General features: G+C 60.2%; 14 protein-coding genes. 5 read left to right on the plus strand and 9 right to left on the minus strand.

The window, feature by feature from the left end:
• Positions 1-21: 21 nt before the first annotated feature.
• Together BS630_RS03025 and BS630_RS03030 are read right to left on the minus strand one after the other, a co-directional pair.
• Positions 22-1,203 (minus strand): ROK family transcriptional regulator, encoded by a 1,182-nt coding sequence (locus BS630_RS03025; protein WP_077976207.1) that lies wholly within the window; start codon positions 1,201-1,203, stop codon positions 22-24.
• Between the two features lie 552 nt (positions 1,204-1,755).
• On the minus strand, positions 1,756-2,370 hold the full coding sequence (locus BS630_RS03030; RefSeq protein WP_077976208.1) for a GNAT family N-acetyltransferase: 615 nt from the start codon (positions 2,368-2,370) through the stop codon (positions 1,756-1,758).
• 177 nt (positions 2,371-2,547) lie between these two features.
• On the opposite strand from BS630_RS03030, the gene BS630_RS03035 reads away from it, so the two are divergent.
• The 3 genes from BS630_RS03035 to BS630_RS03045 all read left to right on the plus strand — a co-directional run bounded on the left by BS630_RS03035 (position 2,548) and on the right by BS630_RS03045 (position 5,737).
• The gene (locus tag BS630_RS03035) at positions 2,548-3,885 is read left to right on the plus strand and encodes an extracellular solute-binding protein (RefSeq protein WP_077976209.1); all 1,338 of its coding nucleotides are present in this window, start codon (positions 2,548-2,550) and stop codon (positions 3,883-3,885) included.
• Positions 3,886-4,010: 125 nt separating this feature from the next.
• The gene (locus tag BS630_RS03040; RefSeq protein ID WP_077976210.1) at positions 4,011-4,904 is read left to right on the plus strand and encodes a carbohydrate ABC transporter permease; all 894 of its coding nucleotides are present in this window, start codon (positions 4,011-4,013) and stop codon (positions 4,902-4,904) included.
• On the plus strand, positions 4,904-5,737 hold the full coding sequence (locus BS630_RS03045) for a carbohydrate ABC transporter permease (protein ID WP_003547275.1): 834 nt from the start codon (positions 4,904-4,906) through the stop codon (positions 5,735-5,737). Before BS630_RS03040 ends, BS630_RS03045 begins: the two co-directional genes overlap by 1 nt.
• A gap of 25 nt (positions 5,738-5,762) precedes the next feature.
• Here BS630_RS03045 and BS630_RS03050 read toward each other — a convergent pair whose 3' ends face one another.
• From BS630_RS03050 to BS630_RS03065, 4 genes are read right to left on the minus strand one after another with little or no spacing between them, the layout of a single operon-like run.
• On the minus strand, positions 5,763-7,007 hold the full coding sequence (locus tag BS630_RS03050) for an O-antigen ligase family protein (protein ID WP_077976211.1): 1,245 nt from the start codon (positions 7,005-7,007) through the stop codon (positions 5,763-5,765).
• Entirely contained in the window at positions 7,004-8,566 is a 1,563-nt protein-coding gene (locus BS630_RS03055) for an undecaprenyl-phosphate glucose phosphotransferase (protein ID WP_025394065.1), read from the minus strand. The genes BS630_RS03050 and BS630_RS03055 overlap by 4 nt, the downstream gene beginning before the upstream one ends.
• 55 nt (positions 8,567-8,621) lie before the next feature.
• On the minus strand, positions 8,622-9,791 hold the full coding sequence (locus BS630_RS03060) for a glycosyltransferase (protein ID WP_077976212.1): 1,170 nt from the start codon (positions 9,789-9,791) through the stop codon (positions 8,622-8,624).
• 3 nt (positions 9,792-9,794) lie between these two features.
• Positions 9,795-10,370 carry a polysaccharide biosynthesis/export family protein gene (locus BS630_RS03065; RefSeq protein ID WP_020049461.1) on the minus strand — a complete coding sequence of 192 codons (576 nt, stop codon included), beginning with the start codon at positions 10,368-10,370 and terminating at the stop codon, positions 9,795-9,797.
• A 189-nt stretch (positions 10,371-10,559) separates the two neighbouring features.
• Here BS630_RS03065 and BS630_RS03070 point away from each other — a divergent pair, with 189 nt between their 5' ends.
• On the plus strand, positions 10,560-12,737 hold the full coding sequence (locus BS630_RS03070) for a GumC family protein (protein WP_077976213.1): 2,178 nt from the start codon (positions 10,560-10,562) through the stop codon (positions 12,735-12,737).
• An 11-nt stretch (positions 12,738-12,748) separates the two neighbouring features.
• Here the strand turns inward: BS630_RS03070 and BS630_RS03075 are convergent, their stop codons facing one another.
• Positions 12,749-13,990: a GNAT family N-acetyltransferase gene (locus tag BS630_RS03075; protein WP_077976214.1), complete on the minus strand. Its 1,242-nt coding sequence runs from the start codon at positions 13,988-13,990 to the stop codon at positions 12,749-12,751.
• A gap of 221 nt (positions 13,991-14,211) precedes the next feature.
• Positions 14,212-14,421, minus strand: a complete 210-nt coding sequence (locus BS630_RS03080; protein ID WP_003547289.1) for a DUF2842 domain-containing protein — start codon at positions 14,419-14,421, stop codon at positions 14,212-14,214.
• A gap of 116 nt (positions 14,422-14,537) precedes the next feature.
• On the opposite strand from BS630_RS03080, the gene BS630_RS03085 reads away from it, so the two are divergent.
• Positions 14,538-15,641 (plus strand): COX15/CtaA family protein, encoded by a 1,104-nt coding sequence (locus BS630_RS03085; protein ID WP_017990999.1) that lies wholly within the window; start codon positions 14,538-14,540, stop codon positions 15,639-15,641.
• Positions 15,642-15,666: 25 nt separating this feature from the next.
• On the opposite strand, the gene BS630_RS03090 is transcribed toward BS630_RS03085, so the two are convergent.
• Positions 15,667-16,458, minus strand: coding sequence for a sulfite exporter TauE/SafE family protein (locus BS630_RS03090; protein ID WP_077976293.1), 792 nt, complete (start codon positions 16,456-16,458; stop codon positions 15,667-15,669).
• Positions 16,459-16,606 lie beyond the last annotated feature (148 nt).

Consider the following 16,606-nt stretch of genomic DNA (forward strand, 5'->3'; position numbering starts at 1 on the left):
TGGCCCTAAGGCATGCGCTCTTCAAACTTCCCTCAATTTGACACCAAATAGATCGTCATGCATGCGCTCGACCGCGATCCCCATTCCTCCCATCAGGGCGGCGCGGTTCCCAAAGCGACTGATCTCGATGCGCGGCGGATAAGGCGTACAACGCGGCAGGAAACCGCGGATGGCGTTTACGAGTTCCGGCCTTGAGCCGATGCTGCCGCCGGTGATCACCAATTCAGGATCGAGAGCCGCTCCGATTGCAGCGATAGCGACTGCGACCAGCCTTGCCGTCTCTTCGATGGCAGCCGCAGCGCTTGTTTCTCCTGCATTAAACGCGGCGAAGAGATCGGCCACGGTGGATGCATTACGCCCGCCGAAACCGACGTAACGTCGCAACATCGCGACGCTGCCGACCGCGCTCTCAAAGGTTCCAAGCGTAAATCCGCCAGGATCAAAAGCATCTCCACCGATCGGAAGATAGGCGATTTCGCCGGCCGCCCCACGCGCGCCGCGCAACAGAGTTCCGTTGGCGATGATGCCCATGCCGACGCCCGTTCCGAGAGCAACGAAAGCAAAATTGCTGGTTTCGACACCGTGTCCCCGCCATCTCTCCCCTTGCGCGGCGAGGTTGACGTCATTTTCAACGATCACCGGTATGGCCATTCTGTCGCTGAAGACTTGCCGCAGATTTATGGCGTCGATGCCGGGGATGCTTGGCGCTACGTTGATATGCCCGGTGGCTGGATCGAGCACACCGGGACTGCCTAGAACGACGAGACGGAGTTTGTCGGCAGTCGTCCCGGCCGCAAACGCGAGTTCTACGATAAGATCGCTGAACTGATTGACGAGATGCATTCCGCCGCGCGGGTCGGTGGATACTTTAGTTTCAGCGACCACGTTCCCCAACAGATCGCAAATGGCCGCAGCAATCTTGGTGCTCCCGAGATCGATAGAGACGGCCAGCCCCGCCCTGGCATTGATTTCATAGGTGATCGCATTCCGGCCCGGGCGACCATCAGTCTGCCCGACTGGTTTCAGCCATCCATCATCCTCAAGGTCGCGCACGACATCGGAAATCGTCTGCTTTGACAAGCCGGTTAGCTTGGCAATATCGGCGCGAGAGATCGATCCGTTCGCGAACACGGTTCGGATGACGGCATTGGTTGAAATTTTTCGTGCGATCGGGGTCTGTGCGACAGAAGATGCCATTGCCATCCGGCTAGCTCAGTCCAATTAGTTCGGAGCGCATACTTAATGGACGCGATATTAAGTCACAACTATTGCGACTAAGCGGAATTCAATACATCGAAGCAGGCAATTTGTCTATGTCCTTGACAAATGGGAGGTCAGCTGTAGGCTTGAAATTAACGTGCGATGAAAATGCGCGATGAAATAAAGAGGGTCGATGTGAAGTATGCGCCATACGTATCGTCCGGTTAGCCGTGCGCCTGCCAAGATCGCCCAAAGAGGAACTGGCCTGGGCTTGCCTGGCTATTTCTTTTTTTGCGTCCCGCGGACTCCTTGAACCCGGCTTCCGAGGATTTGCTCATGATGAAGCCCTCGACTGATGGACAGCTTTTCGCGAAGCAACCTGCTTTACTGCCGATAATGCTATCATGCCTTCAGGCGGCCGTTCATCGGGATGGGTACGCTGACCTCACCGTGTGGCGAGCAGGCAGTTTCGGGCGTGTGAGATTTTCTCCAATCAAGGGTGCTTATACCCGGGAGACACGGCCTTTTCGCGGCTTGGAGAAACCAGGAAATGCTTCAACCCGATCCCTCATCGATCCGCATTGCGAAGGCGACGGAGCCATCCTGCTCGAATTCGGAAAAGCCGAGGCGACGGTAGAAACCCCTGGCGCGTTCGTTGTTTGGGTCGACCCCGAGATGCACGGCTCCGACCCCGTGGTTTCGAAGCGCTTGAAGCTCCGTGGCGATCATCCTGCGCCCCCAACCGCTTGCCTGAAGTCCGGGAAGGATGTTGATATGGAGATGCGCGGGATACTGGTCTTGAAGCCAAGCCGTTCCGCTGCGCGGATTTTGAATTCGTTCCATCACGTCGGCGTCGCGCGGACGGGTGGGTGCCAGTCCCGCAATCTGCTGGCGGACGAACGGCCACCAGTTCGTTTGCAAGTCTCTGTCGAACCTGCTGGTGTCCGCCACCCCTACAACGTAGCCGACTGGCCGGTCGTCCTGAACGAGAACAAAGGCAAAGTCTTTGGCGAATTTGAGGTAGGGTACCGACCAGATGTAGCCGGGCAGATGCGGGTCGCTATAAAGCGCGCTGGCATCTTCACCGCCATTCGCGGTTTTCAGGCAGATGTCGAAAAGGGCGTCGATATCCGCTTCAGTCGCGGGGCGGATGAAGCAGCTGGTGTCCATCACTTTGCCACCTCCTGCGTGGCGCTTTGTCATTTTAGGTCGCGAGAGGAGCGGATGCATTGACGATTACCTCAGATTCGCCAGCCAGGCAAAGCTCTGGGGGAAGAAAACGTTCGGCCGCTGCTTGGCGCAAGGCCTGAACGGGGAGTGGAAAATAAACCAGATGAGGTGGAGCAGATGAAAAGAACCGTGAAATCGATCCGCATACTGCCGGCATACCGATTGAAAGCAGCTGTCGCGCTTGTTGGCGCGGTGCTTTTGAGTTTTGGCCTTTCGGCAGCCGCGCGCGCCGACGACCTGGCTGTGTGGGATGACCAAACCTATGAAGGTCAGAGCGCGGTCATAGAGCAGCTCAACAAGGAGTTCGAAGCTGCGCATCCCGGCGTCACGATCAAGCGCACCGCCCGTACCTTTGATGACATGAAGTTGACGCTGAAGCTTGCGGTTTCGGCAGGTGATGGCCCTGTCATCACGAAAGTCAATCAGGGTGCCGGTGACATGGGAGCGATGGTCAAGGAAGGATTGCTCCTGCCGGTCGACGACTACATCAAAAACTACGGCTGGGATAAGCGCCAGTCGGATTCGGTGCTTGCTCGAGACCGCTGGGAAGATGGAAAATTTGGGGTCGGTAAGACCTACGGCATATCAGGCCTCGGCGAGATCGTTGGCCTCTACTACAATAAAAAGATCCTCGGCGATGCGGGAGTAGCGCTGCCGCAAACCTTCGAGGAGCTGTTGGCCGGTCTTGATAAGCTGAAGGAAAAGGGCGTTGCGCCCTTCATGATGGGCTCGGCAAAGCAGCATCTGGCCCTGCACATGATCGGCGCCATCGAGCAGGCGCATATCGACGCGAGCAATCGTGCCGAGCTTGACGATCTGATTTACGGCCGGGGCGGCTCGTGGAACACCAAGGGGAACATCGAATCCGCCAAACTCGTGCAGCAATGGGCACAGGGCGGTTACTTTTTCCCCGGTTTCGAAGGCATCTCGGGTGACGACGCCGTCCAGCTTTTCATTTCCGGGCAGGGCGCGTTCCTGATCTCCGGAACCTGGTATTTCGGTGACATGCAACACAATCCGGATATCGGCTTCATGGCAATTCCCGCCCCGAAAGGTATTGCCAAGCCCATGAGTGTTGGGGGCGTGGATCTTGCCTGGGCGATAACGAGCCTTGCCAAAACGAAGCCGACACAGGACGTAGCCGGCGCATATATCGATTATATGGTCTCGGAAAAGGCTGCTGAAACCTGGGCCAATGCTGGCTATCTTCCGGCAACGTCGCTCGCGGCTGATGCAAAGCCAAAGCTCACGCCGCTCCTCAGCTCCGGCATCGAAATGTGGAAGACACTCAACGCAAACGACGCCCTCGGACATTACCCCGACTGGTCGAGCCCGACGATGCTGAAGACAATAGACGACAACACGCCGCTTCTTCTGTCCGGCAATATCACGCCCGAAGCCTTTGTCGATGCTATGGACAAGGATTATCAGGCGTACCTGAAGGATAAGAAATAAAGATTGCGGGCGCTGGTCACGGCCGTCCCCTGCGGTCGTGACCTCAGTCTCGTCGATCCCAATAAATGAGCACTGCGATCGGCTTGCTGCGCGACGACCACAGCTTTAGCTTTATGGAGTAATGGATGAAACGCTCCGCACTTGATGGCTCGCAACAGACCAATTTTATCTATTTATTGCCTGGATTACTGTTCTACGCGGCTTTTGTCTTTGGACCGATCGTCGCGGCTTTGGGTTTGAGCCTGACCAGCTGGGACGGCCTGAGCATGCCCAAGTGGGTTGGTCTCGGCAATTACGTCGATCTCTTTTCTGACAGCCGTTTTTATATTGCCTTGCGTAATAATGCCGAGCTCATGATCTTCTACTGTGTCCTGCCGCTCGTGCTCGGCATAACTCTCGCCGCTTGCGTCTGGAATCTGAAGCAGCGCGAACAACTTGCACTGCGCACCTTCTTGTTCCTGCCTTACATCATGCCGACCGCCGTGTTGGGCATCATCTGGGCATGGCTCTACAATCCTGCATTTGGCCCGTTCAATCAGTTTCTCAGAGCAGTGGGGTTAGGCGCCTTCGCACTCCCGTGGCTGGGAAATTTCAATTTTGTGCTTCCCGCGGTCGGGATCGTTGCCACCTGGTATTTCTTCGGTTTTTGCATGGTCATCTTCCTGACCGGAATTCAGCGCATCGACCCGTCTCTTTTCGACGCTGCCAAGGTCGATGGCGCTTCGGCGCGAAAAACCTTTTTCTGGATAACGCTGCCGCTTCTCTTGCCTGAAATAAGGGTGGTTTTGCTCCTGACGGTCATAGCGTCAATCAAAAGCTTCGACCTGATTTTTACAATGACCAGGGGCGGACCAGCCAACGCGACGCTCGTGCCGAACATCTACATGTATCAGCTCGGCTTCGAGCTTAATCGGTTCGGCGCCGCAGCGGCCATCGCCATTGTCGGCGCGGTCCTCACATTTGTCATCAACTATGCAATTCACCGATTTGTGGGATCGCAGAACAAAGGACGGGCTTGATGAGCCGTTGGTCTAACATCTCCCCCGGTACGCTATTCCTTCGCCTTGTCCTCTGGCTTCTTGCTTTCGTAACGATCACGCCGTTCCTGCTTCTGCTTCTAACCTCGATAAAGAGCAAGGCCGACGTTCTGCAGGGTGCATTCGCGCTGCCGGCATATCCGCATTTCGAAAATTACGTCGATGCTTGGAATGCCGGACATTTCAACATTTACTTCTGGAATTCGATCATCGTTGTCATACCCGTCGTTGCTGCAAGCGTCTTTTTGGGCCTGCTGACTGGTTTTGCCTTCGCCTACCTGTCGTTTCCATTCCGGCGCACGCTGTTCGCTATCCTGACGCTCGGCATGATGGTGCCGGCGGAAGCCTTCATCATCCCGCTTTATTACGAAATGCGGTATCTGGGATTGATCAATACCTATGCGGCTCTGATTTTGCCGCAGATCGCGATGTCGATACCGTTCTCGACGATCTTCCTCGCCAGCGCGATGCAGCAACTGCCGGAAGAAGTTCTCGAAGCGGCGGTTCTCGATGGCGCCGGACGCTTCCATATCCTGCGCAAGATCGTTATCCCGCTCATGGTGCCGGCAATGTCGACACTGGCGCTGTTCCTGTTCATATGGACCTGGAACGAGTTTCTGATTCCGTTCATCCTGGTCAACGACGACGACTATCGGACGCTGCCCCTCGGCATGCTGTTTTTCCAAGGGCGCTATACCGTCAACACGCCGGTTCTGACCGCCGGCGCGGTGATTGTCATTTTCCCGCTCATCGTGACTTATCTCATTTTCCAGCGGCGGTTTATTGCCGGCTTGACGGCAGGAGCGACGAAATAGACAGCCGCCCCTTGACGGCAACAACTCACGCCGCCTCGTGGCGTCTTCGTTCACGCTTGTGGCGCACTTCCAGCGCCGCGCAGCCCCAGACCGTGCCGAGCAGCAGATAGACATGGCGCCAGTGGTCGATATCGATGACGTTGCCGATTGTCGCATGGCCGAGAACCGAGATCCAGGCGATCATCAGGAAGGGCTGCCACGGTCGGTCGAGCAGCAGGTTTCTGAAACCGAGAGCCAGCGTCCAGAGAAGCATGCCGACGTAGCTGACGAAACCGAGCCAGCCATAGGAGGTGAGCGACTTCAGCCAGATATTGTGCTCGTCCTCGGGAAACATCGTGCCGAACACCAGCGGGCCGATGCCGAGCGGACGCTCCATCATCATGGTGAAGCCGATCCGGTGGCGCTCGAAGCGGCCGAGATGTTCGCCGTCATATTGCTGTACCAGCTGGGCGCGCGCCGAAAACAGTTCGGCGACCTTCGGGATCTGCAGCGCCACCAGCAGCGACGCGATCAGCATGATGATCGCCGCCAGCGACAGGACCAGGACTCTCAAGCGAAAGGCGCCGCTGCGCTCTTTCAGCAGCATGATGAAGATCAACAGCACCACGCCGAGCGCGAAGAGCCCCCAGGCGGCGCGGGAAAAGGAGAGGAAAATCCCGAGCGCAAGCACCAGCAGGGCGGCGGCCTTCAGCGGCGATTTCTTCAGGTCGCCGACCAGGATACCGTGGACGAGATAGAGCGATGGCGGCACCAGGAAGGGGCCGAAAACATTCGGATCCTGGAAGGCGCCCTTGGCACGGTCGTAGAGCGTGAAGATTTCCGCGCCCGGAAAGGCGTGGAAATAGCCGAGTATGCCGAGCGCGGAGGTGGCGACGGCGGCAAAGGTCCAGGCATTGAAGATCAGCGGCAGCCGCTTGTGGCTGTCCTCGATGATTGCCGCGTAGAAGACCGCCGTCAGCGCCAGGAAGGTCGACACCGCGATATACATCGGCGCGGTTGCCAAGTCCTTCATCTGCGTCAGCGACAGCATGCCGCCAATATTGAAGATCAGCAGCAGGGCAAGCAGCGGCGCCACGCTGCACGAAATCCTGAGACCCAGGATGAACCAGAGGCCGATCAGCCCCGCCATCCAGAGTTCATAAGGTGCCGGCTCGTCGATCACGAAACCGGAGAGGAAGACGCCGAAGGCGACAAAAGCCGAGCCGATCAGGCGCAGCGTCATCCGCTGCGGTTGGGCGACACGGGGATATGTCGCCTCGATCGCGCTCAATAGGCGTTTTCCGTGTTGAGCAGTCGGATCGGCGTCAGGAACAGGATCTTGAGATCGAACCAGAGCGACCAGTTCTCGATGTAGTAGAGGTCGTAGGCCGTGCGGAACTTGATCTTCTCGTCATTGTCCACTTCGCCGCGCCAGCCGTTGATCTGCGCCCAGCCGGTGACGCCGGGCTTGACGCGGTGGCGGGCGAAATAACCCTCGACGACATCGGCGAAGGCGCGATCGCGCGCCTGGGCGAGAACGGCATGCGGGCGTGGGCCGACCAGCGAGAGCTCGCCCCTCAAAACGTTGAAAAGCTGCGGCAATTCGTCGATCGACGTCTTGCGGATGAAGCGGCCGACGCGGGTGACGCGCGGATCGCCCTTGGTCACCGCGGCCTTGCCGGTGGGGTCGGCCATGGTGGTGTACATCGAGCGGAACTTGAAGACGTTGATGATTTCGTTGTTGAAGCCGTGGCGCTTCTGCATGAAGAAGACCGGGCCTTCGGAGGTCGCCTTGATGGCGATCGCGGTGGCGATCATCAGCGGCCAGAGCAGTGCCAGCGCGACCAAAGTGAAGAAGAGGTCGAAGCCGCGCTTGGCGACCGAATCCCAGTCGCGGATCGGCTTTTTGAAAATATCGAGCATCGGCACCGAGCCGACATGCGAATAGGCGCGCGGCCGGAAGCGCAGCCGGTTGGCATGCGCGGCAAGGCGGATATCGACCGGCAGAACCCAGAGCTTCTTCAAAAGATCGTAGATACGGGCCTCGGCCGACAGCGGCAGGGCGATGATCAGCATGTCGATGCGCGTCAGTCGCACGAATTCGACGAGTTCGGCGACAGTGCCGAGCTTCGGATAACCGGCGACCATGATCGGCGATCGTTTCTCGCCGCGGTCGTCGAAGATGCCGCAGATACGGATGTCGTTGTCGGCCTGCTGTTCGAGGATGCGGATCAGGTCCTTGGCCGGCTCGCCGCCGCCGACGATGACGGCGCGCCGTTCCATGATGCCGTTGCGCGCCCAGTTGCGGATGCCGTAGGCGACGAGGAAGCGCTCGGCCGCAAGGAAGAGCGCGCCTGCGGCGAACCACGGGATATAGGCATCGACCATCGCCCATGTGGTGCCGCGAATGAGCGCGAACAGGCCGACGCTCAGGAGAAGCGCGATCGTCCAGGAGGCGAGGATGCGTGGCATCAGCCGCAGCTTCGCCCGGAGGGCGGGAATGGTGTAGGTGTCGGCAAGCTGCAGGCCGATAACGGTCAGGGCCGAAGCGATCGCCGCCATGCCCGCCCGCATCGAGGTGGAATCGCTGCCGTCACCGGGCCAGAAATAGTGGGAGATCAGGGCGATCGCGAAGAGCGCCAGGAATTCCAGCAGCCGCAATTGGCCGATGATGATCACAGGCGAATTGGTTCCGTCGCGGAACTGCTCGGCGATCTGTCGGGCAAAGGGGTTGATTTCGGTCGGGTCGGAAGGCTTCTCCTGACCCGCGCCGCCGCGCGCCTCGACGTCGGAGACCTGCTTGCGCAGTGCTTCCACGTCGAATTGATCGCCTTTTTCCAGCTTGTTCATGGGGCTTTTCGCTCGTTGTCACCAAGCGAAATACCAGAAAGCCCCTAAGAAATATTTACGAGGCAACGGGCATTGCTTGGCCGGCAGCGGGATTGACGAGCTCATGGTACAATTTCAGGACATCGCCTGCCATGACGGCCGAAGAAAACACCGCCTTCACCGCCTCGGGCTTCGGCATCGTCCTGGCGTGCCAGTCGGGCGTGCTCAGCGTTTCCGCCATGACGCGGGCGAGATCGTCGGAATTGCCGGGCTCCACCAGTGCTGCGCTGTCGGCGCCGAGCACCTCGGGAATGCCGCCGACACGGCTTGCGATGATCGTCTTGCCGGCGCCGAGCCCCTCGAGCACGATGTAGGGCATGGCTTCGGCGCGCGAGGGAACGACGAGGTTCTGCGCCATGGAGAAGGCTTCGTGGACCCGCATGGCCGGCAGCATGCCGATGCGTTTACCAAGGCCGCGTTCGACCATCATCTCACGGTAGCGGTCGCGATCCGGCCCGTCGCCAATCATCAGCGCCGACAGCGGCCTGCCGAGCAGCCGTTCGGTCTTGGCGAAGGCATCGACAAACAGATCGGGACCCTTGAGGTCCCGGAGCATTCCGACATAGATGAAATGCACGGCATCCGAGCGAGTCGGGATCGGCTCGAAATCGCGCTCGCCGATGCCGTTGTAGATCAGTCTCGTCTTCGTCCTTGGCCGTCCGACCTTGCGCGCATAGGTGTCGCGCTCATATTCGCAGATGAAGACCAGCGCATCGGTGAAATATTCCTGCAGGCGCTCCATCCGGAGGACGAACTGTCCGCTGAGCGAGGAGCGCGAATAATGCAGGCTTCCGCCATGCGCGGTATAGAGGCGGGCTACGCGATACCTGTTCACCCGCAACACTGAGCCGGCAAGTCGCGCGAGCACACCGCCTTTGGCGCCGTGTCCGTGCAGCACATCCGGCCGCAAACTTTTGATTTTCTTGTATGTATCCCACATCGTCGCAATATCGGACGGGCTGATTGAGCGCCGGATCGGCACGCGCGTCAGGCCGAGCGAGAGATAGGGACGGATATCGTCGAACAGGCTGTCCTCGTACTCGCCGCCGGTCGAGCTGTCGCAGAGGATGCCGATTTCATGGCCGGCCTTGCTGTGCTCTTCGACGAGATCGCGGACATGGCGGAAAATTCCGCCGATCGGCGACCTGAAGCAATGGAGGATGCGGAGCGGCTGCTGTTTTGCCATCGTTCAGAAAAGCCGTTCGCGAACGTAGATCGTGTCACCCGCGATAATCGGCCCCGATATGTTGATGCGGCCGGTCAGCACCTGTCCGTTGATCTTGCGGGTGACATCGACCATGCGCTGGTTGGCGCGGCTGGTGAAACCGCCGGCAACAGCGATGGCATTCTGCACCGTCATGCCGGGAACATAGGCATACTGGCCGGGCTGGCCGACTTCACCCATGATGAAGACCGAGCGGTAGCGATCGACATCGATGGTGACGTCGGGATCGCGAAGATAGCCCTGCTGCAGTTTCTGGGCGATCTGTCCCGAGAGTTGCTGCAGGGTTCGGCCGCGGGCAGGGACCTGGCCGATGAGCGGGAAGGCGACATAACCTGCCTGATCCACCGTATAGGTATTGGTCAGGCTCTGCTGGTCGAAGACGGTAATGCGCAGCCGATCGCCGCTGTCCAGCGTATAGGGCTGTATGGTGGCCTCGTTGAAGGCCTTCGGCGCCGGCTTGTACGTCGTGCAGCCGCTCAGTGCTGCCGTCATGGCTGCAAGGCTCAGGGCCAAAAGGATCTTGGGCTGGACGACAGACATCCGCTTGTGCTCACAAAAATGAACTCGGTGCAGCCGTTATCGATCCGTTAGGGTTAATGCCCGGTAAAGGGCGCTTGCAATTTCCGGTATCCTTCATCGATCATCGCTCATTTCTCGGCGAGATCGCCATTAACCGTTGAGTTACCATGGTCGTTTACGCTTACGGCACCTTTGTTGTGGAGTAAGAGCATGTCCGGCGTAGCTCGTGATCAGGATGTGGACATCGACCTCGGCCAGTTGGTCCGTGCGGTCTGGGCGCGCCGTCTGCGGATTTTGGCAATCACCCTCGTGGGGGCGGGCGTCGCCTTTGCCGGCGCCAAAATCATGTCGCCGCAATATCGCAGCGAAACACGCATCCTCATCGAACCCCGTGCGCCGGCTTTCGCCAGCACGCAGCAGGCCAATGACGCCAGCGCCGGCCCGCTGATGGATGAACTGAACATCGCCAGCCAGGTGCAGCTTCTGCAATCGGCCGATCTCCTCAAGAAGGTCATCAACGATCTGAAGCTTTATAACCTGCCGGAATTCGACGATGCCGCCAGCGGCTCGGCCATGAGCAGTATCCTGGTGAAGCTGCACCTGAAGAAGAACCCACTGGAAAATCCGCCGGAAGAGCGTGTCATCGACGCCTTCGTCGAACGCCTGCAGGTCTATCAGGTGCCGGGTTCACGCGTCATCGGCATCACTTTCACCTCCAAGGATCCGAAGCTCGCCGCCGCCATCCCGAATGCCATGGCGAATGTCTATCTTTCGACCCAGAGCGGCGCCAAGCTCGATTCCAATTCCGAGGCGACCCGCTGGCTGGAGCCGGAGATCGAAGGTCTGCGCCAGAAGGTCAGCGAAGCCGAGAGGAAGGTCGCCGAATACCGCACGTCGCACGGGCTGCTGCAGACGAACGGCACGACCACTTTTCCGGCCCAGCAATTGAACGATATCTCCGCCGAGCTGACCCGCGTGCGGGGCGACAAGGCCAATGCCGAGGCGAGGGCGCAGGCGGTGCGCAATGCACTGTCTTCGGGCGAAGCCTCCGATACGCTGCCCGACATCATGTCCTCCCAGGCGATACAGCGGCTGAAGGGGACGGAATCCGGCCTGCAGTCGCAGATCTCCGATCTGCAGACTAGCCTTCTCAATAATCATCCGCGGCTGAAAAGCCTGCGCGCCCAGCTCTCCGATATCCGCAGCCAGATTCGCCAGGAGACGCAGAAGATCCTGGCGAGCATCGAGAACGAGTCGAAGGTTGCGGATCTGAGGGCGAGCGAGCTCGAGCGCCAGTCGGACACGGTCCAGGCCAACAGCGCCCGCGCCGGTGAGGACGAGGTCGGTCTCAATGCGCTAGAGCGCGAGGCGAACGCCCAGCGCCAACTGCTCGAAACCTACCTGGTGCGCTACCGCGAGGCCGCCTCCCGCGCCGACAGCAATTCGAGCCCGGCTGATGCCCGGATCGTTTCGAGGGCCGTCGAGCCGGTCGATCCTTATTTCCCGAAGGTGGTGCCGATCGTCGTCGTCGCTGCCGTCGCGACGCTGATCATGAGCGCCATCGTCATCATGCTGGCCGAGCTCTTCAGCGGCCGGGCTCTCCGCCCGACAGATGCCTCCCCGGAAACAATTGAGGCAGAAGCAGTCGTCGAGGAGAAACATGTGCCGCAGGCCGCTCCGATCGCCGCCGCCGGAAAACCCGTTCAGCCGAGCATGCTCGCCGTCGTCGCGGACGAGGAGGGTACGATCGAGGACGTGAAGGCTGCCGAGGATGTGCCAGAGGACGAGCCGGAGGATGACAATGAATTCTCCGTCGCTTCAGTTGCTGACTATCTCACCGGCAGCCGCGCGCCGCTGGCAATCGCCATATCGCCGACTGGTGAGAATGGCTCGGCGGCGACGGTTTCGCTGACCCGCATGCTCGCCGATGCCGGCCACCGCGTCATCCTGATCGATATGACCGGCTCCGGCTACCCCACGGAACTGATGGCCGAGGACCCGGCCGCCCTTGGCGTCACCGATCTGCTTTGCGGCGAGGCCGCCTTCGGCGACACGATCCACGGCGACCGCCTCTCCGATGCCCATCTCATTCCCCAGGGGCAGAGCGACGTGCGCCGCGCCATGCGCGGTGTCGATCGGCTGTCGTTGCTGCTCGATGCGCTCGCCGCCGCCTACGATCTCGTGGTGGTCGAATGCGGTTCGGCCGATGTTGCCGGCGTCTCGCGGCTGACGCGCAGCCGGGACGTCGAGATCATCCTCTCGCTGCCTGAGGTCGAGGAGACCATTTTCGTTGCTCTGATGACGGAATTCCAGGCTGCCGGCTATGAGCGCGTCGTGCTGATGTCGGGCGGCGAAGGGGCCGAGCAGGCACTCGGCCGGGCCGCCTAGTTTTTTGACGATCAGCCGATCCGTGCCCGGATGCCCTGGGCGAATTTATAGAGCTTCGGGCGCGCCTTGATGTGCGCCTTGCCGCGGGTGACGAGCCGGTGTGCGGCGCCGGCGACGACGCCGAACGGCGATACCGGCAGCACCACGTCGTAATGCGCGGTCTCGACCGGCGCCCAGGAACGCTTGTAGGTCTGGTCGCCGAGGCCGAAATCGAACAGCGCTACACCCTTGCCATGCAATCCCGAGATGGTCTGCCAATAGAGGAATTCGCCGGGGCTCGTATCCGGCACGAGTTCTTCATCGATCGCGCCGAACTGGCAGATGATATGGTCGCCCTTGCGCGAAATCCCTGAAATCGCGGCGATCTTACCCTCATGCTCGCCCTTGAGCCGGAGCATATGCATCTGCAGCCCGAAGTACTGCCTGGTGTCGTCCTGCTTGTCGATGAGACCGTGCAGGAAGGTCTGCGTTTCCCTGTCGGCAAAGACGTCGGGCAGGCCGAGGCTGGCGAAGCGGGCGCTTTTCAGGCGGAAGAAGATATCGAGCAGGCCGTGCTGTTCTGCCGATGTCTCGGGAATGACGTATTCGAAGCCGCCGGCCGCCTCGAAACGCTTCGACTGAACACGGAATTTCTTGCGCCGGTTCTTGGCGTTGAGCTGCTTCAGCGTGTCCTCGAAAGCGGGAAGGAACGGCAGCTGATAGGCGTGATTCTGGTTCTGCACCATCGGCAGCCCGGCGAGCGGGCTCTCTCGCCCTCGCCATTCCAGCGGAATGTTCTGCAGCAGCAGCAGATCGGCGCGGCCCTTCAGCGCATGCCGGAGCCGACCGGCGAACTCATGGGGGTCGATGGTCCTGCCGGCTTCGGCAAAGCTCTCTGCGAATAGGCCGGTATTGATATTGCTGTGATCGGCGGCAATGAATCTCGCCGTCCTGAGCCCGCGGGACTTGACGATCTCGACCGGCAGAATGAAGACGGTCTGACCCGCATGAGTGGCTTTGAGGATCGCAAGCGGCCGCTGGAAGGCGCTCACCCAGGCGGCGCACCAGTCGTAGCTCTGATGCAGGGACTGGAGGTTGTCGCGCTCCAGCGCCCGCCAGTCATCCTCCAGCGGCTGCATCGCGTCAAAGACTTCGATGTCGAGTTGGGCCATGGCGAGTTTCATGCTCAGCTGGCGCAGGCGCGAAATGGCCGTATCGGCCAGCGCCACGTCGTCGGACGGCTGTTCATGGACATCGAGCTGTTGCGTCTGCACGGTTTTCTCCGGTCAAGAATGCTGAACGGGAAGGTAGGTATGCCAGCCGTATATTTGGTTTAACCGCAGGCGATGGGTGAGGTTTTCCGCAGATCACGGTTATTCGGCCGTTAATGGCTAAAGCATGTCGCGCAAAAGTGTGCCGCGGTTTTGCGACAACGACATGCGTAAAAACAAAGACCTAAAGCGCGACAAGCGAATCTGAAAGACCGCGACGCGCTTTAGCGCTGCGGCGGTCCGGCCATCCATTTGATGATCACCATCGCCGGCAATACCCAGAGCAAGCCGGTGAGCAGGAAATAGAGCAGGTGTCCCCACCAGGGTGCGTTGCCGAGCGTTGCCACCGCGATCGTGTTCGCCACCAGCGCATAGACGACTACGAGCACGATGATGAGGATAGTGCCGATGAATTTGCGAAGGCGGACGGGCATCGGCTATCTCTTGCAATGGACGGGTTGAACCTGGCGCGACGGCATGCCGCAAAGGTTCGGGGCTTGTTTTGCATGAGCCGGTGGGGCAAATCAACTGCCGGATAGAAGGAGACATCATGGCCGTTGCAAACCCGACCACGGAACAGGCGATCCTGAGCGAAATGCGCAAGCAGAATCGCGACCGCCGCGCCTTGCGCTTCTGGCTCGGCTTCGTGCTTTTGGCGCTCTTCTGTCTCGTGCTCGTCGGCGGCGCCACGCGGCTGACCAATTCCGGCCTGTCGATCACAGAGTGGAAGCCGATCCACGGCGTCATCCCACCGCTGTCGGCCGCCGAATGGGAGGAGGAATTCCGCCTCTACCAGCGCATTCCCGAATTTCAGCAGCTGAACAGTTCCATGACCGTCGATGAGTTCAAAGGCATCTTCTGGTGGGAATGGGCGCACCGGCTGATCGCGCGTGCCATCGGCGTGATCTTCGCGCTGCCGCTCATCTATTTCTGGCTGACGGGGCGTATCGAGAAGCGTCTGCGCTGGCCGCTCGTCGGCATCCTGGCGCTCGGCGGCCTGCAGGGGTTTATCGGTTGGTGGATGGTGTCCTCGGGCCTTTCCGTCCGAACCGACGTCAGCCAGTACAGGCTGGCGACGCATCTCGTCATGGCCTGCCTGATCTTTGCCGGCTGCATGTGGATCATGCGCGGTCTCTCCAGGCATTCCGACGATCCGGCGCCGACAAGAAGCTCGCGCGGTTTTGCCGCCGCGATCGCCATTTTCTCACTGTTCCAGATCTATCTCGGAGCGCTGGTGGCAGGGCTCGACGCCGGTTTTTCCTACAATACCTGGCCGCTGATGGACGGCGCCGTCATCCCTTCCGATCTGCTGATCCAGCAGCCCTTCTGGATCAATGCCTTCGAGAACCCGAAGACGGTGCAGTTCATTCATCGGATCGGCGCCTATACGCTCTTCGCATTGACGCTGATCAACATGGTGATCGCCCTTCGCGCAGCGCCTTGGACCACCCATGCACGTCGCGCGATCCTGCTTTTCGTGCTTGTGACGCTGCAGGCAGCGATCGGCATAGCGACGCTGCTGATGCAGGTGCCGCTTCACTGGGGCCTGCTGCATCAGGCCGGCGCGCTTGTCGTTTTCGGCTTCGCCGTCGCCAACTGGCGCGGCTTTTACGGCGAATATCCGCACGGGACGATGATCGCCGAACGCGACTGAAGCGAGCGGCCTTCCGCCGGCGGTTCTAGCGCAGTACGCCGTCGAGCAGCGGCATGCCGATGATTGCGGCGGCGGCGATCAGGACATAGCAGGCGATGCGGAAGGTCCGTTCCTCGGCAAGCCCGAACAGTTTCGAGCCGCCGTAGAGCCCGACCACATAACTCGGCAGGATGACGACGGTGAGCGCAAAGACGGCAGGCACGAACAGTCCGCCGATATAATAGCTGATGGCGCTGAAGACGGACGAGATCGAGAAATAGAGCACGACATTCGCCCTGACGCGGGTGAAGTCGCTCTTGCCGCCGAGCCAGTAGGCGACGACCGGCGGCCCGCCGAGCTGCGCAGCGCCGCTGAAAAGGCCGGCAATTAGACCGACGCCGCTGCTGAGTGGCGCCGAAGGTGCGCCGTGGTAGCGCCATCCCGATACGAGAAGCGCGAGCAAGGAGATGGCGATGATCGTGATGCTCCAGCGCAGCAGCATCGGATCGAGCAGCGCCAGCATCGCGGTGCCGGCCGGCACGCCGAGCGCGGCACCCGCCGCCATGACGAAAACCTCGCGCCGGTTGGCGCCGCGCCAGGCCGGTGGGATCATCCCGAGTGTGGCAATGCCGTCGATGACGAGCAGGATCGGCGAGATCAGCTTCGGCCCGACGATCGCGCCGCCGAGCGGAATGAAGATCAATGCGGCGCCGAAACCCGAAAAGCCGCGTGCAAGCCCAGCGATGAAGGCAAATGCCATCAGCGCATAGATGCCATGATCGGGCAAGGCTGCGGCAAACCATGCGCCGACGCCAGCGATAAGCGCATCCAGCGTCATGACATCGGCTCCGTGATTCGGGATGGGCAAGGAGGAAGGATCCGGTTTCATAGCCCAATCGTCATCGATGATCGAGCGCGAAAGCGATGCTGCGGCCGCCGATGCAAGCGGCCGCGGAAAGATCATGATGAGTCATCGCTATAAGCTC

This window comes from Rhizobium laguerreae (assembly GCF_002008165.1).
GTDB classification, from domain to species: Bacteria; Pseudomonadota; Alphaproteobacteria; order Rhizobiales; family Rhizobiaceae; genus Rhizobium; species Rhizobium laguerreae.

Bases quoted from the DNA above. Each gene is read 5' to 3' on its own strand.
- BS630_RS03025 (WP_077976207.1), bottom strand. From the start codon at position 1,203: ATGGCAATGGCATCTTCTGTCGCACAGACCCCGATCGCACGAAAAATT.
- BS630_RS03030 (WP_077976208.1), bottom strand. From the start codon at position 2,370: ATGGACACCAGCTGCTTCATCCGCCCCGCGACTGAAGCGGATATCGAC.
- BS630_RS03035 (WP_077976209.1), top strand. From the start codon at position 2,548: ATGAAAAGAACCGTGAAATCGATCCGCATACTGCCGGCATACCGATTG.
- BS630_RS03040 (WP_077976210.1), top strand. From the start codon at position 4,011: ATGAAACGCTCCGCACTTGATGGCTCGCAACAGACCAATTTTATCTAT.
- BS630_RS03045 (WP_003547275.1), top strand. From the start codon at position 4,904: ATGAGCCGTTGGTCTAACATCTCCCCCGGTACGCTATTCCTTCGCCTT.
- BS630_RS03055 (WP_025394065.1), bottom strand. From the start codon at position 8,566: ATGAACAAGCTGGAAAAAGGCGATCAATTCGACGTGGAAGCACTGCGC.
- BS630_RS03060 (WP_077976212.1), bottom strand. From the start codon at position 9,791: ATGGCAAAACAGCAGCCGCTCCGCATCCTCCATTGCTTCAGGTCGCCG.
- BS630_RS03065 (WP_020049461.1), bottom strand. From the start codon at position 10,370: ATGTCTGTCGTCCAGCCCAAGATCCTTTTGGCCCTGAGCCTTGCAGCC.
- BS630_RS03070 (WP_077976213.1), top strand. From the start codon at position 10,560: ATGTCCGGCGTAGCTCGTGATCAGGATGTGGACATCGACCTCGGCCAG.
- BS630_RS03080 (WP_003547289.1), bottom strand. From the start codon at position 14,421: ATGCCCGTCCGCCTTCGCAAATTCATCGGCACTATCCTCATCATCGTG.
- BS630_RS03085 (WP_017990999.1), top strand. From the start codon at position 14,538: ATGGCCGTTGCAAACCCGACCACGGAACAGGCGATCCTGAGCGAAATG.
- BS630_RS03090 (WP_077976293.1), bottom strand. From the start codon at position 16,458: ATGACGCTGGATGCGCTTATCGCTGGCGTCGGCGCATGGTTTGCCGCA.